The sequence below is a fragment of the Aporhodopirellula sallentina SM41 genome (assembly GCF_000346505.1).
GTDB lineage: Bacteria > Planctomycetota > Planctomycetia > Pirellulales > Pirellulaceae > Rhodopirellula > Rhodopirellula sallentina.
In genome coordinates, this window is sequence record NZ_ANOH01000220.1 from 1 (window position 1) to 16,547 (window position 16,547).

14 protein-coding genes and 1 other RNA gene are annotated in these 16,547 nt (G+C 58.3%); 11 read left to right on the plus strand and 4 right to left on the minus strand.

From position 1 onward, the window contains the following. The first annotated feature begins 760 nt into the window (after window positions 1-760). From RSSM_RS14750 to RSSM_RS14780, 6 genes are all read left to right on the plus strand, one after another. The gene (locus RSSM_RS14750) at window positions 761-1,372 is read left to right on the plus strand and encodes a hypothetical protein (protein ID WP_008680163.1); all 612 of its coding nucleotides are present in this window, start codon (window positions 761-763) and stop codon (window positions 1,370-1,372) included. Window positions 1,373-1,527: 155 nt separating this feature from the next. Further along, window positions 1,528-2,019, plus strand: a complete 492-nt coding sequence (locus RSSM_RS14755) for a response regulator (RefSeq protein WP_008680165.1) — start codon at window positions 1,528-1,530, stop codon at window positions 2,017-2,019. Window positions 2,020-2,043: 24 nt separating this feature from the next. Beyond that, the gene (locus tag RSSM_RS14760; protein ID WP_008680167.1) at window positions 2,044-2,985 is read left to right on the plus strand and encodes an SMP-30/gluconolactonase/LRE family protein; all 942 of its coding nucleotides are present in this window, start codon (window positions 2,044-2,046) and stop codon (window positions 2,983-2,985) included. 171 nt (window positions 2,986-3,156) lie between these two features. Beyond that, window positions 3,157-3,840, plus strand: a complete 684-nt coding sequence (locus tag RSSM_RS32495) for a methionine-R-sulfoxide reductase (protein ID WP_081613790.1) — start codon at window positions 3,157-3,159, stop codon at window positions 3,838-3,840. 552 nt (window positions 3,841-4,392) lie between these two features. Continuing rightward, window positions 4,393-5,718 (plus strand): DNA-processing protein DprA, encoded by a 1,326-nt coding sequence (gene dprA, locus RSSM_RS14775; protein ID WP_008680174.1) that lies wholly within the window; start codon window positions 4,393-4,395, stop codon window positions 5,716-5,718. A 150-nt stretch (window positions 5,719-5,868) separates the two neighbouring features. Beyond that, entirely contained in the window at window positions 5,869-8,322 is a 2,454-nt protein-coding gene (locus tag RSSM_RS14780; RefSeq protein WP_008680176.1) for a hypothetical protein, read from the plus strand. 290 nt (window positions 8,323-8,612) lie between these two features. Here the strand turns inward: RSSM_RS14780 and RSSM_RS14785 are convergent, their stop codons facing one another. The 3 genes from RSSM_RS14785 to RSSM_RS14795 form a co-directional block, all read right to left on the minus strand. Next, the gene (locus RSSM_RS14785; RefSeq protein WP_008680178.1) at window positions 8,613-9,992 is read right to left on the minus strand and encodes a Gfo/Idh/MocA family oxidoreductase; all 1,380 of its coding nucleotides are present in this window, start codon (window positions 9,990-9,992) and stop codon (window positions 8,613-8,615) included. 86 nt (window positions 9,993-10,078) lie between these two features. Then, window positions 10,079-11,566, minus strand: coding sequence for an alpha-L-fucosidase (locus tag RSSM_RS14790; RefSeq protein ID WP_044302611.1), 1,488 nt, complete (start codon window positions 11,564-11,566; stop codon window positions 10,079-10,081). Window positions 11,567-11,947: 381 nt separating this feature from the next. Continuing rightward, on the minus strand, window positions 11,948-12,433 hold the full coding sequence (locus tag RSSM_RS14795; protein ID WP_236621159.1) for a class I SAM-dependent methyltransferase: 486 nt from the start codon (window positions 12,431-12,433) through the stop codon (window positions 11,948-11,950). Between the two features lie 4 nt (window positions 12,434-12,437). On the opposite strand from RSSM_RS14795, the gene RSSM_RS33755 reads away from it, so the two are divergent. Continuing rightward, window positions 12,438-12,632: a hypothetical protein gene (locus RSSM_RS33755; protein WP_173403155.1), complete on the plus strand. Its 195-nt coding sequence runs from the start codon at window positions 12,438-12,440 to the stop codon at window positions 12,630-12,632. A gap of 145 nt (window positions 12,633-12,777) precedes the next feature. Here RSSM_RS33755 and RSSM_RS34130 read toward each other — a convergent pair whose 3' ends face one another. After that, entirely contained in the window at window positions 12,778-12,948 is a 171-nt protein-coding gene (locus tag RSSM_RS34130) for a hypothetical protein (RefSeq protein ID WP_008680186.1), read from the minus strand. 370 nt (window positions 12,949-13,318) lie between these two features. Here RSSM_RS34130 and RSSM_RS14805 point away from each other — a divergent pair, with 370 nt between their 5' ends. The 4 genes from RSSM_RS14805 to RSSM_RS14815 form a co-directional block, all read left to right on the plus strand. Then, on the plus strand, window positions 13,319-14,446 hold the full coding sequence (locus RSSM_RS14805) for a tetratricopeptide repeat protein (protein ID WP_236621160.1): 1,128 nt from the start codon (window positions 13,319-13,321) through the stop codon (window positions 14,444-14,446). A gap of 118 nt (window positions 14,447-14,564) precedes the next feature. Then, an RNA gene (rnpB, locus tag RSSM_RS31710) (RNase P RNA component class A) lies at window positions 14,565-14,971 on the plus strand. A 100-nt stretch (window positions 14,972-15,071) separates the two neighbouring features. Further along, entirely contained in the window at window positions 15,072-16,106 is a 1,035-nt protein-coding gene (locus tag RSSM_RS14810; protein ID WP_044302614.1) for a ThiF family adenylyltransferase, read from the plus strand. Between the two features lie 102 nt (window positions 16,107-16,208). After that, window positions 16,209-16,547: DUF58 domain-containing protein (locus tag RSSM_RS14815; RefSeq protein ID WP_008680197.1), on the plus strand; the 339-nt coding region annotated here is incomplete at its 3' end.

Sequence of the window (16,547 nt, forward strand, 5' to 3'; positions counted from 1 at the left end):
GTTGCTTTTCCCTGTCGCGTTGCTTTTCCCTGCCGCGTTGCTTTCGCAGCCGAGGTGCTTTTTCGCTCGAGCTATTTTTCTCGATCGAATTGTTTTCGGCTGAGCNGTTTTTTTCGGCTGAGCGGTTTCTTTCGGCTATGCAAAGCTGGTTCGAACCGATCGCGAACACGGTCATCAACAATGCGGCCGCCAGGGGAACGTGGAAACGCGTTGGTCGCAGGGTGAAACGCAGATGGGAGGCCATGGAATCGAAATGTTTAGTGGAGGATCGCATCGGGGAGTTTGGCGATTTGGGGATAGACGGGAGGCAGGATGTGAGTGGCAACGCGCGAGGACGCTGCGGTGATCGGGCGGCAGAGTTGCTCGACCGGCAGAGTGAATCCGCCGGATGGGGGTGATCCGCCGAGAGGGATCGACTGGTGGGAGTTAGGTGGGGAGAACGGATTCGGTGGGCGTTGGGATCGCCGGGAGGAATTTGGGTGGTCATCTGCCGGTGGCAGATGTCAGATCGAAGGGCCGTGGAGCCGGCTAGTTTGGTCACAACGAGCGGGATATGGAAGAGCGGTCGGGACGCAAATCGGGCGGATCATGCGGATCGGAAAAGGAGGGGCGATTGGGTTGTGACGAACGTCCCCCCGGATGGGCTGTTGTGTTCTTGTTTTCTTCATGAAAGCATGAATTTGCTTGACGAAATCGTCCTGCAGTCTTAGGTTCAGGGACTCTTCTTAATCACGGAATAACGGCAAGGAGGACTGCCATCATGGCTACTGTCTTCACCGGTGCGTCGGCAAACGAGGCGACCAACGGTACCGATTCGCAATCGCATGCTCGCGGAGAAGCGGCGGCGTATTGGTTCGTAAACGCGGCGTTCCTTCAGGAGATCAAGGACAGCAATCCTCATTTATGGCATGAGGTGCATCGTCTTCGAACGCTCTGCGAGCTCGAGCCGAGCGATTTGGAGAAGCCGCAGGCAACGATCCGGGAGTTGGTCGGTTGTCTCGATGAGCTTCGTGATCTGCTCGCGTTGCAATTTGCTCTCGAGGAGTCGTACGGGTTGATCTCGGCGGGTTCGGACGCGGCCCAGCGGATTGCGGCTTCGCTCTCGATCGCTGAGCAAAGCGACGCCGAGCATGAACGGCAGCGAATGGTTCGTAACGTGACGGACCAACATCGTTGCTTGTATCTTCAATTAATCGACTTGGTAGAACAGGCCGAAGAACTACAATACAGAGGATGCGACGTCGACTGTTTGCGGATGATGACGACGTCGATCGAGCGGTTCTCACGCGACCTCACGGCGCACGAAAGATTGGAAGCGGAGTTGATCCGTTTGCACGACAGTCGGGCTCGGAGCGGTGGGCCAGATGAGTAAGTGGACCGGGTGAGCAAGTGGACCAGATGAGTAAGTGGGCCAGATGAGTTAAGTAGTTCGGGCGATTATGTGGGTCGGGCGAATAAAAAAGCGTGTTGGTGAGTGCTGCGATCTGCTGCTCGCCGATGCGACGGAAACCTTAAGGAGTTAGGAATATGTTGGGTGATTCACGTACCAAGCCAATGGAAATTCTGTTGGTGGAAGACGGTTTGGTAGACGCTCGTATCACCATTCATGCTCTGCGTCGCAGTGGCGTGCATCATCGGTTGACGTTGGTGCGGACGGTGCATGAGGCGATCCTTTTCATGAAACGCACCGGGATCTTTGCTCGTGCTCCGCGTTTGGATTTGTTGCTGCTCGATATGATTTTGCCCGATGGCACGGGGCTCGATGTTCTCGAGGAAATGCTGGAGATTCACCCTGATTCGGCGCGGATCACGACGGTTGTCCTGACGGCACTCGAGGACGATACCTACCGCCAACGTTGCGACGAACTCGGCGTTTACGACTACATTCAAAAGCCGGTCAGTGAAGAAGAGTTCTTGCGGGTCGTCCGTGACCACAAGAAGTTGATGATTCACCTGCAGCAGGTGGCTGTGGCGACCGCCGATCAAGAAGCGCAGGGGTCGAGCGTTTCATCTTCATAGAGTCTTTTACAGGAAACGTCGTTGATGCTGAATCGTTGCTTGCTAAGTGCCGTTGTTTTTGTGATCGCAGCGGGCATCTGCGGAGAGTCGTTGGCGGAAACGGATACGGCGACGGTTAAGAAGAAGACGATTCAACCGCTCGGGCCGATTGAGCGTTTTGCAACGGGGTTCCAGTTCACCGAAGGCCCCGCGGTGATGTCGGACGGCAAGCTTTACTTTACCGACATTCCCAACAACGCGATTCAGAGTTTCGACTCCAGCGGCTTTTTGAGCCTTTTCACCGGGGAGTCCAACCACGCAAATGGTTTGTGGCCCCTTTCGGATGACAAGCTGCTCGCGTGCGAGATGGACGGCGCGGTGGTTCGGTACAATCTCGCCGATGGTTCCCGCGAAGTGTTGGTTGATGAGTATGAGGGGGTGCGCTTCAACGCGTGTAACGACCTCGTCGTCGATCGTTTGGGCGGTATCTATTTCACCGATCCGCACTATCGGGCTCCGACACCGTTGCCGCAAAAAGTGAGAGCCGTCTATTACCTCTCGAGTGAAGGCGAGGTCAGACGATTGACCGGTGACCTCAACGCACCCAACGGGATCGGGTTGTCGCTCGACGAAAAGACGCTGTACGTCATTCCGAGCATGCAGAGTGAAATGTTGGCGTTCGATATCGACGAGCCCGGCAAATTGTCGAACCAGCGTGAGTTCTGCGTTCTCGAACAACCCGAAGGTGTGCAGGGGACCGGTGGCGACGGGATGGCCGTGGATGTTGAGGGGAATTTGTACATCACGACTCATTTAGGTGTGCAAATTTTCAGCCCGTCCGGAGAGGCCCTCGGAACGGTTGCTTTCCCGGAGCGTTCGTGCAACGTGACCTTCGGCGGCGACGATTTCAAGACAATGATCGTGACGGCACAAACGTCTGTTTACGTCGTACCAATGCCTATCGCGGGTAGTCGTCGGGGGATGTAGCCATCGCTGCGGTCGTTCAATCATGTTGATTTGCGTTTTTGCCCGCCGATGATTGGAATCGGAGGGATGTTTGCCGGCCGACTAGGATGTACGTGCTGGAAAACCGTGAACGAACTGGGGTGCGTTTCAGTAGAACGTACGGACAGAACATCAAACGTTGGAGAAATTCGAATGCGATCAAACCATCTTCCCACTCACTCATTTTGGTTCGGGTCGCTCGCGACAATTTGTTTGGCAGTTGCGACTGCGGTGACGAGCGGGTTCGGAATGCAGGCTCGCGCGGCCGACGAGGGCGATGAGACGAGTGAAGTCGCCGCGGTGGAAACAGCACCGGATGAGGCCGCGACAGAGGAGTCGGCCGTTGCCGAGGAGCCAGCGGAAGATTCCAAGCCGGAGAAGTCGGACGAGCAGGCGGTCAAGTTCGGGAGTTACAACCCGCTGAATCAATTCGAGCGGTACGTGATTTTGCAGAAGGGAACCGAACGTCCTAGCAACGCGGGATACACGATGAACAAACGCGAGGGGACGTATATCTGTCGTCGGTGCAACGCGAAGCTGTATCTGAGCAAAGATAAGTTTGAGAGTCATTGTGGATGGCCGAGTTTTGATGACGAGATCAAAGGGGCGATCACTCGTCAAACGGATGCCGATGGTGTTCGGATCGAAATCCTGTGCAAGAACTGTGGCGGTCACCTCGGTCACGTTTTCATGGGTGAACGGATGACCGAGAAGAACACGCGTCATTGCGTCAACTCGACGTCGATGCGGTTCATCCCGAAAGGCAAGAAGGTTCCGCCGAAGATCCGCCCAGCGAGTGAGCGTTCGACGAGTGAACGTTCGGCATCGGTAAAGTAGCCGGTAGTGGATCTTGTTAAAGATCCTGCTGCATGAGGGGCTCCCACAAGCCGTTGACTACCCTCGGTCGGTTTGTATCCCGGAAAGTATCTGAACCGAACCATCCGCCCAGAGGGCGATACATCGCGTTTTTGTGTCGGCCTCCGGCGTATCCGATTGAGACTATTTCAGCAGTTTCCATTGGGGGTGAAGCCAAGCTTTGCTCTCCATTTCGGCGTTGGCCGCCACGTTCGACGGCCGGCTGATTGCGAAGACGCCTTCAGCGCATAGAAGCTTGTGGGTGGCAGTTCGTTTGTGGGTAGCGGGCAGCTTTTGAATGATCCTGCTGCGTGAGGATCTTTGACAAGATCGGCTACCCCGGATAGTGGAGCGGGGGTTATGAATGAACCTCCTGCCGGTTGATACGGCAGTTAGTGGGATTTGGTACAGTATCGTGGTGTGTGTCGCCGCGAACTCGTGTCTCGATGGGTTGAGCCGGAGCGGTGGCGAAGGACGGTCTGAAGCGGATAGACGGTCTAGGATTCCGAGCCTGAGTTTGAGGGGGCCGCCGCGATGTCTGATGAGCTTTTCTTTTGGCAGCATGAACGCGAGGAGTCCGAAGCTTCCGCAGCCGAGTCGCTGCGGGCAAACGATCGGGCGAACGCCGTTGGTGTCGGCGAACGGGATGCCGACCGAACCGGTTGCCGCGAGAGTGTCTCGGGCGAGAACAGTGCTGAGGATCGAGAGAGCGGAATGTTAGAGTTCGACTCGGCGATCGATCCGGGGCTGCGGGATCGGCTGCAGTTGTGTTTGTTGCCCGGTCTTGGACCTCGGGGGCTGACGATGTTGCTCGAGGAATTTGGCACGGCGGGGCGGGTGCTCGCTGCAGAGAAATCGGCGCTCGAACGAGTCGTGGGGATCGGACCGAAGCTCGCTCACGTGATCCGAACGGCGAGCGATCATATCGACGTCGACTCGGTGGTCCGTTGGTGCCGCGAGAATCACGTCGGGGTTCTGCAGCCCGGGGCGAGTGGATACCCGCCCGCGATTGCTGACCTGGAAGACGCCCCGCCGATTTTGTTCAGCCGCGGGCAGGCGGTCGAGGCGGATCGTTTCGCAGTGGCCATTGTCGGCACGCGGCACGCCACGCCGTACGGATTGCAGCAGGCACGGCGGCTCGCTCGTGACCTCGCCGCGGCGTCGGTGACCATCGTGAGCGGGTTGGCTCGGGGCGTGGACACGGCGGCTCATCGAGCGGCTTTGGAGGTCGGTGGGCGTACGGTCGCGTTCCTCGGCGGCGGACTCGGGCAGATGTATCCGCCGGAGAACAAGGCTTTGGCAGACGAAATCGCAACGTCCGGGGCGGTGATCAGCGAGTATGCTCCGATGGCGAAGCCTCGCGGCGGGATGTTTCCGCAACGCAATCGTCTGATTGCCGCGGCGGGGTTGGCGACTTTGGTGATCGAGGCTCCCGAGCGTAGCGGTTCGCTGATCACGGCGAGATTGGCGTCGGAATTGGGACGCGGGGTGGGGGCGTTGCCGGGGCCGGTCAACAGCCGAGCCTCTCAGGGGTGTCACCGGTTGATTCGCGACGGTGGGACTTTGGTGACCAACGCGGATGATGTGCTCGAATTGCTCGGTCCGATCGGTCAGCCGATTACTCAGTGCGTTGAATCGGAGGCGAATCGGAACGATCGAGAGGTTCGCCACGGCCGCGAGGTCACGCTCAACGATGTCGAGAGGGCGGTTCTGGATCGGATTTCGCCGACCGGGACATCTCTCGACGAGGTCACCGTGGAGTGTGAATTGTCCGCCGCCCGGGTGTCTGCCGTGGTCAGCGTGTTGGAGATGAAACGGCTCATCCGCCGGCTGAGCAGCCAATATGTGGCCCGTGTTTGAGGCCGATGAGATGTCAAGTCATCTTGACCTTTAAATTCCATCGGCGATACCCTTTGCAGTTTGTGGTTCCCCTCCCGCCCCCTCCCTCCGTCCGCAGGTCAAGGCACCCAACGTTAGTGTCGGCTTCGCGGGTTTATGTAGGCTTCTCTGATGAGTTCGAGTCCGTTCGAGATTTTTCGACGCAACCTCAAGCCGATGATGGTCTTTTTGACCCTCTTGGCTCTGTTTTCTTTCGTTGTTTTGCCCGCCTTGGACACGTACATGCGTCGTGGCGGTGGGATGAATTCCGACCCGGTCGCGGCGACGTTTGACGGTGTGGAATTGACCCGAGCACGGGTTGCACGGACGACTCAAAATCACGCGGCGGTGGTGCGTTTTCTCAGCGAATTGGCTGGTGAAACGATCAATCGTGGCGGCGTCCCGCAAACTCCCGGGTTCCAATATGACGAGCAATCGGGCCAGATCCAGTCGCTCGGCATCGATTCCAATCCCGGTGAAGAGGCCACCGTCAACACGCTGCGTTTCTACAACGAGGCACAAAAAGCCGGCTTCGAACTTGACGATGCGGCGATCGGCAACTGGCTGACTCGGTTCACTGACGGAACGGTTTCGGACGGCGAAATGATTGCGATGTTGCTGCGTAGCAGCGGCAACCAACTCGGTCAGCAGCATCTCTACGAGCAGTTGCGGATGCATTTGTTGGCCGATTTGTACCAGCGAAGTTCGTTGGTTGGGCTGACCAACGGCCAAATTCCCGTGGTCACACCGCTCGGCCAGTGGGAGAATTTCCTGAAGTTGAACCGCAAAGCGACGGTGAACGCCTACGGCGTGCTCGTGAGCGAGTATTTGGACCAGACCGATGACAATCCCAGTGAATCGGACATCAAAGATGTCTTTGAAGAGGGGAAAGAGCGTCTGAGCTATCCGGGAAGTCAATCGCCACTGCCCGCGTTCGCTCAGCCCGATTCGGCGGTGATCGAATGGGTCGCTGCGGACCTGCAATCGTTCATCGATGCCGAGAAAGCGAAGCTCAGCGAAGAAGAAATTCGTGCCGAATACGAACGCCGTATCGCAGGTGGCGATTTCCAATTGCCCGTTGAATCAGAAGAACCTGTCGAATCTGAAGAAGAGGCTCCCGCCGAAAACGACGCGGAGGAAGCGACTGAACCGGCCGCAGAAGCTAGCGACGAATCAGGCGAAGAAGCCAGCGACGAATCGGTGGAAGAGTCCGAAGCGGCCGACGAAGGTGAGTCCGAAGCACCGGCGGCAGAGGATTCCTCGTCGAATTCTAGCCTCGACAATTCCGTCCGTTTGGTGATGTTCCAAGAAGAGTCGGCTGGTGCCGAGGAAGAACCCGCCGCCGCAGAGGAATCTGCCAAGGAAGAAGCTCCAGTGGAGGAGGAAACCACTGTCGAGGAAACGGCCGAGGAAACCCCTGCTGAAGAAACTCCTGCCGAGGAAGAGTCGGCGGAAGAAGAGTCTGCTCAGGACAGTGAGGAGATGGCCGATGAGGCCGAAACGGCAACGGAGGACTCCGAAGAAGCCGATGGTCTGGAAATGGCCGATGACGCCGAGGAAACCACTAGCCTCGAATTGGACGACGAGCCAGAGACCCGTCCGCAATCGTTCGAAGAAGTTCGCGACGAAATCGCGACGGACATGGTGGTCGAATCTGCTCGGAACGCTCTTGATCGTGCGATCACCGAAGCGAACAAGCGGATGCGTCTCTATTTCAGCCAACGTGCCGTTCACGAAAGCAACGTGTCGGTGGGTGTCCAAAAAGAAGAAGACGCGCCGAAGCGTTTGGACCTGAAGGAGATGGCGAAGGAACTCGGAATGGAATACGGTTCCACCGATGGTGACTTGGTCAACCGCGTCAGCGTGGAAGACGTTGGTCCCGGAGCCTCCTACGGGCTCGGTACCGGATTCAACCGTCGCGGCCCACCGTTCAGTGCCATGATGTTTGGAGCCCCGATGCAGGACGGAACGGTTTTGCCACCGCAACCGGAATTCTCGCCATTGCGATCGGTCGATCTGGAACGGGGTGTCAGTTACATCAGTTGGAAAACGGAAGACGTTCCTTCCTCGGTTCCAGAATTGGACGATGTCCGCGACGAAGTGATTTTGTACATCCGAACGCGGGAAGCGAGAGAGCTCGCTAAGAAAGCCGCTGAAGAGCTCGCAGCGACCGCGGGCGAAGGCGACAAAGCGTTGTCGGAGATCATCCCCGAGGACAAGAAAGAGAACCTGATCGAAAACGTCGGCCCGTTCAGTTGGCTCGAACAACTCGGGTTCATGCAAACCGTCATCGCCGAGGTTCCCCAGCTCGATGCGGTGGGCGACGAGTTCATGCAAGCGGTTTTCACGACCGAGTTGGGTGAGTACGGCGTGGCATCAAACGACGCCCAAAGCGTGTACTACGTGGTAACACCGACCGAGTTTCAACCGGACGTTGAGGAACTGCGAGAACAGTTCCGCCAACCACAACAGCGTTTCATGGCTCAACTGTTGGGCAACCAGGACGCACGAAACATCGTGCGTGGCTTCTACGAATCGGTGGACGAGCGAACAGGTTTCGAGTTGCGTTTGTCGGACGACGAATAGTCGAAAGTTTGAGCCGGAACACCGAAACACGATCGGTGTTGGTGCGGTGAACGATTGACCGGCATCAAGATGTCGGCCGGAACAAAACGAAAAAGGGCGAGGCAGCATGTTGCTGTCTCGCCCTTTTTGCATTGTTGTTAGCTCTCTTTGTGGGTAGTGGACGAGTGGGTAGAGGACGAGGCGACGAGTCCTTGACGCGCTAGTCACGCAAGGGGATTCCTTGCGTCATCCACTACGATTCCACCCGAAAGCCACGCTGCAGGGGAATGCTAGAGCGTTTTCAAATCGTTCTAGCTGACCTTTTCGGCTCGGGCGACTTCGCGTGACTCGCGGCTAAGCAGAGCGTTGGCCTGATCGTCGTTGACGAACTGCTCCGCCTTCGGATCCCACTCGAGTTCTCGGCCGAGCATGAGCGTCAGGTTGCACAGGTGGCACGAGGTCATCGTGCGGTGGTGGGACCAAACGTCGGAGATCGGCATTCCGCCTTCTTCGATGCAGGCGAAGAAGTTGGCCATGTGATTGCCGGGCTTTTTGCCTTTGCACAGTTCCACGATTTTCTCGTCGAGTTCCTTGCGATCTTCGTCGGTCAGGGCGTCCATCGGACGTCCTTGGATCTTGCCGCGGTTGACAAAAATCCGACCTTTGTCGCCTTCGAAGAGGATGCCGTTTCCAAAGTCGACGTTGTCACCTTCGCGTTTGTAGTGATGGTTCACGCTCAGGGTCGCACCGTCGGCGTACTCCAAGTTGACGTGGAATTTCGTCGCGGCGTTGTAGCCGTTGGGCAGCGAAGCGTCACCGCTGAAGAACGATTTCCAATTGAAGTCGTCGGGGACGATTGGGGTGAAATCGCCTTCGCCGGAAATCTTGACCGGGCCGGTTTCGCCGGGAGCAATTGCCCACTGGGCGATATCGATGTGGTGGGCACCCCAGTCGGTCATCTTGCCGCCGGAGTATTCGAGATACCAACGGAAGAAACGGCGTCGTTCTTCGCTGTATTTGGCCTCGGGGGCTGGGCCGACCCACAAATCCCAATCGATGTCTTCAGGAGCGGTCGTGTTTTCGAACGGGCCGCCTGTTGGTGCACCACCGATGGCCACGTAGGCGTTGACGTTATCGCCGAGGCGACCTGTTTGCACCATAGCGATGGCGGTCAGGAAGCGGGTCTTGTCGCTGCGTTGTTGGGTGCCGACCTGGAAGACCTTGCCGGTTTCCTCGACGACTTTGCGGATCTCTTTGCCCTCGTCGATGGTCAGGGTGAGAGGTTTTTCGCAGTAGACGTGGGCACCGGCTCGCAGTGCATCGATCGCGATTTGTGCGTGCCAGTGGTCGGGGGTTCCGATCGTCACGACGTCAGGTTTTTCGGTTTCCAACAGATCGCGGTAGTCGCGATAGGTGGTGAGTTTTCCGCCAAAGGATTCGTTGAATTCAGCAGCGTGTTTATCGTCGACGTCGCAAACGGCGATCATGTTGGCGAAGCCGGCGGCTTGGCGAGCGATGGCTCCACCGCGGTTGTATCGGCCTCGGCTGCCCCCCACTCCAATGGCAGCGAGCCGTAGTTTCTTCGAACTCGATTCGTTCGATTGATCGGCTGCCGATACCGTTCCGGCGAGGGTCAGTGCCGAGCCGGCTGCGGCGCCGGTGCGTAGGAAATCTCTGCGGTTAGCGTTCATCAGACGTTCCGTGGGGTTGGAAGGAGGAAAACGTTGAGCGGGAAGAAAGGGGTAACAGGTCAGACGAAAAATCGTGGTTCACGATTCTACTGGATATCATCTTCGATGCTGCTGATCTTGAACGTCCATGCGAAATCACAGGGCATCCGCGAGGGGTTCAGCGACGGCATGTCGATGACGACGTTGTTCCCTTTTTGTGTCCATGGCAGTTCACCTTCGTGGCCGAGCATCGTGACGACGGCATCGGGTGAAGCCTTGATGTTGTTGAGTGTTAATTGGCCGTCGGGGAAGACAGCACAGATCGCGTAGAGAGTTTCGCCTTTTCGGGTGAAGACGGCTTCTTTGCGAGCTTTGCCTTCGTCCGGGTTTTTCATCAGTTTGTTGACGTCGTATTTTACCCGATAGTTGCCTTTGCCGAGCTCTTCTTCTTGCCCGGTGGTCCATTGGCAGGTCTGCGAGTGCGTTGTGGTGTCATAGATGGCTTCGCCGTTGACGGACAGCCATTGCCCGATTTCGGCGAGTCGTTCTTCCATCAGTGGCGGGATGCGACCGTCGGCGGTCGGGCCGATGTCGAGCAGGAAGTTGCCGCCGCGGGAAACGATGTCAATCAACATCAGGACGAGCGATTCGCTGCTGTTGTAGTCCTCGAATCGCTCGGTGCGGCTGTATCCGAACGAGTGAGCCATGCCGCGGTTTTCCTCCCACGGGTTCTCGGCGTTGGGCAGTCCGGCACCGTATTCGGTGGTGTAGTATCCGCCGTGTTTGTGCCGGTCGCCTTTGCCCCACCGGTCGTTGATAACGACTTCCTCTTTGCAGGGAGATTCGTTGAACAACCAGGTCAACATTTCGGAGGTTCGCCATGTCGCGGCGGGATGATCCCATTCGCCGTCGGTGAAGATGACGGCGGGGTGATAGCGATTGACCATGTCCTTGAATTGCGGGATCAAGTGTTTGTCGACAAACAGGTCAACGTCCGCGGTGTAGAGAGGGTTGAACCATTCGTAGATCGAATAGTAGAGCCCCATTTTGACGTCGGTCTTGCGGACCGCTTCGGTGAGTTCGCCGACGAGATCGCGACCCGGTCCCGAGTTCGTGCTGTTCCAGGGACGGCCCCAGGCGAGGTCCGCTTCCTCGCTCGGCCAGAGGCAATACCCGTCGTGGTGTTTGGAGGTCAAAACGACGTATTTCGCGCCGGACTCTTCGAACGCCTTGGCCCATTGGTCCGCGTCGAACAACTCGCACGTGAACATCGGAACGAAGTCAGGGTAGGTGAATCGTTCGCCGTAGACGCGGTTGTGAAACTTTTTGACGATTTTGTGTGAGCGTCGTTTGGGGTTGGCGAGATCCATCCAGTACCACTCCGAGTAACGCCCCACTTCGGAGAACGCGGGAACGGAATAGGGGCCCCAGTGGATGAAGATGCCGAACTTTGCGTCACGCCACCACTGAGGAGTCGGGCGGGCATCGATCGCCTTCCAGGCATCGGCTTCGCGTTGGGCAGATTGCGACTCAGTTTCGACCGAAGCGGTTTGTTGGGCGTTGGCGGCGCAAACGCAAAAAAGGGACAGTGTCAAAAGACAGAGTTGTGGAACTCGATTTAGCACGGTGGTACTCAGGCGAGGATGTTCGGGTAAACGCGAAATAGGAAAGCCAGTTGGACGAAGAGTGATGTGGAGTCAAGTCCATTGATTCAGCTTCGGGGATTCAACTCCATTGCTCTGCCATCGACCGGTTCGCGGTTGGGAAGGAACCCCGGTGTGTTGGTGGGAATAACCGCTTGGCCGGTGCGATCAGCGTTGGCCGGTAGAGCGGCGCCTTGTTGGCGGGATGGAAACGGTGGGCTTTCCAGGTATGGGGTACAGGTGGAGTATACTCGCTGATTCGTGCTGAGGGACCGCGGCGAACGCGGGCCAGACGATTTTACGTCTATGGATTGAGCCGATTGCGTGGCGGTCTTATTTAGTGCAGCGATACACGAACGCCGGAGGAACGTTGCGCCAAACCGTGGGGCTGCGGTGCACCTCGGAAAAGCTCTCACGTAGCTTCTTTGAAAACCGCATGCCTGCCGGCAGCACGACGCCTTGCCAGTAAGCGAACGTGGCAAATTGTCCGCCGGGACGCAGCACGTCGAGGGTCGCGTCGAGGATGCTGCGTTGCAGCGATTCGGGAAACGAGGCCCATGGCAGGCCGCAGATGATTGCGTCGACCTGATCGATTCCGGCGTTTTGGCACAAGCGGACAACGTCGTCAGCGGATTCCTCGAGAACGTCCACGCTGGGGCAACGCTTGCGAGTCAGTTCGGCCAAGTCCGCGGAACGTTCGATTGCGAAAAATTTTGCGTCCGGGTGCAAACGCTGTACGATCCCTTCGGTAAAGACACCAGTGCCCGGGCCATACTCCACGATGCCTCGGGCGTTGTCCCAGTCAAACCATTCGACCATCGTTTTGACCAAGCCCGGACTGCTCGGCATGATCGCCCCGACCGCGGTCGGGTTGCGGGCGAAGTTCTTCAGGAACGTCCACGTCGCCGAGGCTCCTCCATCGGACGATCCGGAGGGCGGCTGGCTCGCCGAGGGGACGTCCGATTCGGCGGAATGCTTGGAAATGGCTCGGATTCTCGAAAGCAGAGTCGGTGCGTGAAACTCGTCGGATGTTTTGCCGATGAGCGAGCCGATGATAACTCATTTGGCCTGCGAGGTGGACGCTGCTTTGTTATCGATGCCCCGACGGTCTGTCGAGGCTCGGAGGAGGCTCGGAGGAGGCTCGGAGGAGGCTCGGTCGGCACTCAGTCGAGCTCGGGTTCTTCGACGTCCACGTTCAGCCCCTTGAGAACCTCGTTGAGTTTTTTCTCGAGGTCGTCGAGCTGTTCGAGGGCCTCATCTTGGCGGCGTTCGAGATCCGCGAGCAATTGACCGGGGGCGTTTTCTTCGGGTTCGGAAAGGAACGTAGGAAACATCGCGTTGCTCAGCGGGAAAGCGTTCGTTGGGTCTCGAATTCCGACACCGGTGCCACCACATGGTGCGTTTCATCGAAGCCGGAGCCGGGGGAAGCCTCCTGATGGGCCGCCCGACGGTTATGACGATCGGCCGTTTGTGTGGCGATTCGCAGTGTCGGGCCGGTCGTAACGGTGGTTCGGAAAAGGGGAAATTTGCCGGTTGTCCGGCTGGCAACGGTCGTAGCGGTTTTGGTATCCCGGGAGCGTGAATGACCGGAAATGCCGGTTAATCGTTAAGAAATGGGCTCCCGAGCCGATCTGAACGCGGGCAACACCCGGTGAAGGTGCAGCGAACGTGAACGCGAGTTCGCACGACCGAAATGCGAGCCGATTGCACGACCCTCCAGGTAGTGGTCGTGTGATCAGCGTTTGCCCCTGCGCGGTCGCGGTTTTGGCGACCACGATCGGGATGATTTGCGTCCAGTCGGGATGTCGGGGCATCGTCAAATTCGGCGAGAGCCGGCAGACCGTGGCGGCACGCCGTTTGTCACGTCAGGGGCTCAAAGCGGCTCGCGAAGGCGAATGGATGGTCGCCGAAACGTTGTTTAGCGAGTCGCTCGACGTTTCCGACAACAATGACGCCGCTCATCGAGGTCTCGCCGACACGCTCTGGCAGCGGGGCAGACGCAACGACGCGATCGAACATCTCAAGCAGGCCGTGCAGCTCAGTGCGGGCGACCCGAAGCACCTGCAACGGCTCGGACGGATGTATCTTGAGCTGGGCCGTGTCGACGAAGCCGCCCGGCAGTGCGAGATCGCGTTGCAGTCAGATCGGGAATGGGCCGCGCTCTGGGCATTATGGGGAGATTGTGAAAACGCGCAGGGCCGCCCCGATGCGGCGCTCGCGGCGTATCACCGGGCTCTGTCGCTGCAGCCGGACTACCCATACGTGCAATTGCAGACGGCCGAGATCTATCATCAACAGAAACGACATGACCGGCTGCTCGCCACGCTGGACCGGCTAAACGAGTCCAGTGCTTCGCAGATGGTAAACCAGACCGATGGCGGGATCGTTCCGGGCCGTGCCGACCTGCTGCGCGGGCTGGCGATGCGAGAACTCGGCCGGATCGAGGAGTCCAATCGCTATCTGATCGCCGCGGCGGAGAAGAACCCTGCCGACGTGACCGCTCGACTGCAACTCGCCGCGGCCTCAATCGCCGACGGGGATCCCGCCTCGGCGCAGGCTTGGCTCGCCCAGGCAATGCGAGTCGATCCTGAAGCGGTGGCTGCCTCGGGATGGGTTCGCAGTGGCATCGATACCACGGAAGTTGCCAACAGCATGATTCCGTCGGCGATGGATGACCCGATGTCGGGCGTGCGGACGGCCGGCGGCACGAACCCCTATGGTTCTGCGTCCTCTTATGGGAATGGGTCGGCGTACCAATTGCCGCCCGATTTCGAGGTGCCGACGTCTCGATCGCGGATGGCGGTCGGCCCGGTCGAAACCGAGAATCGCTGAGCCTCATCGCGGCCGCCGGAGCTGTGAAATTGCTTGCTCGCGAGGGGCGTTTGGGGCAACCACCCACATGCCCGGTTGTGAGTGTGCGGTCGAAAGAGGATTCTATCGAGTGACAGAAACAGTGGGCGGGGTGACCGCTGGCGATCGCATTGGTCGATCGCTGGAGGAAAGTCCGGGCTCCGCAGGGCAGGATGGTCGATAACGTCGACCGGCCGTGAGGTTAGGGAAAGTGCAGCAGAAAGCAGACCGCCGAACGGTTTGGGGTGACCCCTTTGGGAGTTGCTTCAAACGCGTGGTAAGGGTGAAACGGTGCGGTAAGAGCGCACCAGCGACCGGGGTGACTCGGTCGGCTCGGTAAACCCCATCCGGAGCTAGACCAAACAGGGTGCATTCACGAGGCGGCCCGTCTCGTTATCGACATCCGGGTAGGTTGCAATTGAGGCGGCGAGCAATCGTCGTGCACAGATAAATGGTCACCGGCAACAAACGTTGTCACAAAACCCGGCTTACAAGCCCGCTGGATCTGTCGCTTTATCCACTTTTGGCTTTTTCGACACTTGATCGCCAACACGTATTCAAGACCGTCGACCAACACCAAGGCGTCAGCAACGCAACTGCCCGAACCATGACGATCTCGCGAGCCGACGAACGTTATCTTCGCCAATCTCAGTTCGATCCGATCGGAACGGAGGGGCAGGCTCGTATCGAAAAAGCACGAGTGGCGGTTCTCGGGTGTGGCGCACTCGGCAGCGTCGCGGCGGAATTGCTCGCTCGTGCCGGTGTCGGCATGATCCGATTGATCGATCGCGATCTCGTCGAGTGGAGCAATCTGCAGCGGCAGAGTTTGTACACCGAGGTGGATGCGAAAACCGCCGCTGCCAAAGCCGAAGCCGCCGCCTCGCATCTTCGAGCAATCAACTCGTCTATTGAAATCGACGAACGCGTGGTTGATATCTCGTCGAACAACATCGCGGCGAATCTCGAGAACGTCGATATTGTGATGGATGCCACCGACAACTTCTCGGCTCGCTTGCTGCTGAACGACTGGTCGATTCAGACGGGCACTCCTTGGGTGCATGGCGGATGTATCGGCGCAGGGGGACAGGTGCGTTTGTTTGACGGTGGGACGCCCTGTTTTCGATGTCTGTTGCCGCAACCACCATTACCCGGCGAGACTGCCACCTGTGACACGGCCGGCGTGATCGGTCCGGCGACGCATCTGATCGCGAGCCTGCAGGCCTGTGAAGCGATCAAGTGGATCTCCGGAAATCGTTTTGACGTTCGCGATGAAGTCCTGTCGGTGGATCTGTGGCACAACCAAATTCGGACGATCCGGTTGTCTCCTGCCGAGAATTGCCGAGCCTGCGTGGGACAGAAATTTGATTTTCTGAACGCTTCGGCGACGGAGGAGAGTTCTGCCGAAACGCTTTGTGGCCGCGACGCGGTGCAGATTGCCGGTGCCGGAGTTGCCGTCGACCTGGGACGCATGGCGCAGGCGTGGGAGTCCGTCGGCGAGGTGAAGATGTCCCGGTTTTTTGTGCGATTGTCGCTGCCCGAACAACGCGTGCTGACGCTGTTTCGGGACGGACGCGCGGTGATTAGTGGCGTTCGTGACATCCCACACGCCCGTTCGCTGTTCGACCGTTACGTCGGGTCGTAGCGGGCGTTTCTGCGGCGGCGTCGGCCGAAGCACGGACGATTTTGAGAATGCTCGATCAGCATCGACGCCAACGAGACATTGAAATTCCGCTAAGCTATCGGCATGTCCAACGTTACGCCCACCACCGATGAATCGCAGCCCACGTCCCCGTCGGTGGACGAGGCAGGCACGCTGCTTTCGCCTGCTCTTTTGCAGCGACTCGAAAGACTCGAGTTGGTGTCGCGGAAGATTTTTCGCGGGCGGATGAAAGGCGAGCGGATCAGTCGCCGCAAAGGCCAGAGCGTCGAGTTCGCGGACTTTCGCAACTACGTTCCCGGTGATGACCTGCGGCTGATTGATTGGAACCTCTACGCGCGATTGGATCAGTTGTTCTTAAAACTGTTTCAAGAAGAAGAGGACCTGCATTTTTATGCATTGATCGACACGAGTGCTTCGATGAAC

Excerpts from the sequence above, each read along its gene's own strand:
- RSSM_RS32495 (WP_081613790.1), top strand. The coding sequence starts at position 3,157 with ATGCGATCAAACCATCTTCCCACTCACTCATTTTGGTTCGGGTCGCTC.
- RSSM_RS14755 (WP_008680165.1), top strand. The coding sequence starts at position 1,528 with ATGTTGGGTGATTCACGTACCAAGCCAATGGAAATTCTGTTGGTGGAA.
- RSSM_RS14780 (WP_008680176.1), top strand. The coding sequence starts at position 5,869 with ATGAGTTCGAGTCCGTTCGAGATTTTTCGACGCAACCTCAAGCCGATG.
- RSSM_RS14750 (WP_008680163.1), top strand. The coding sequence starts at position 761 with ATGGCTACTGTCTTCACCGGTGCGTCGGCAAACGAGGCGACCAACGGT.
- RSSM_RS14795 (WP_236621159.1), bottom strand. The coding sequence starts at position 12,433 with ATGGTCGAATGGTTTGACTGGGACAACGCCCGAGGCATCGTGGAGTAT.
- dprA (WP_008680174.1), top strand. The coding sequence starts at position 4,393 with ATGTCTGATGAGCTTTTCTTTTGGCAGCATGAACGCGAGGAGTCCGAA.
- RSSM_RS14760 (WP_008680167.1), top strand. The coding sequence starts at position 2,044 with ATGCTGAATCGTTGCTTGCTAAGTGCCGTTGTTTTTGTGATCGCAGCG.
- RSSM_RS34130 (WP_008680186.1), bottom strand. The coding sequence starts at position 12,948 with ATGTTTCCTACGTTCCTTTCCGAACCCGAAGAAAACGCCCCCGGTCAA.
- RSSM_RS14810 (WP_044302614.1), top strand. The coding sequence starts at position 15,072 with ATGACGATCTCGCGAGCCGACGAACGTTATCTTCGCCAATCTCAGTTC.
- RSSM_RS14785 (WP_008680178.1), bottom strand. The coding sequence starts at position 9,992 with ATGAACGCTAACCGCAGAGATTTCCTACGCACCGGCGCCGCAGCCGGC.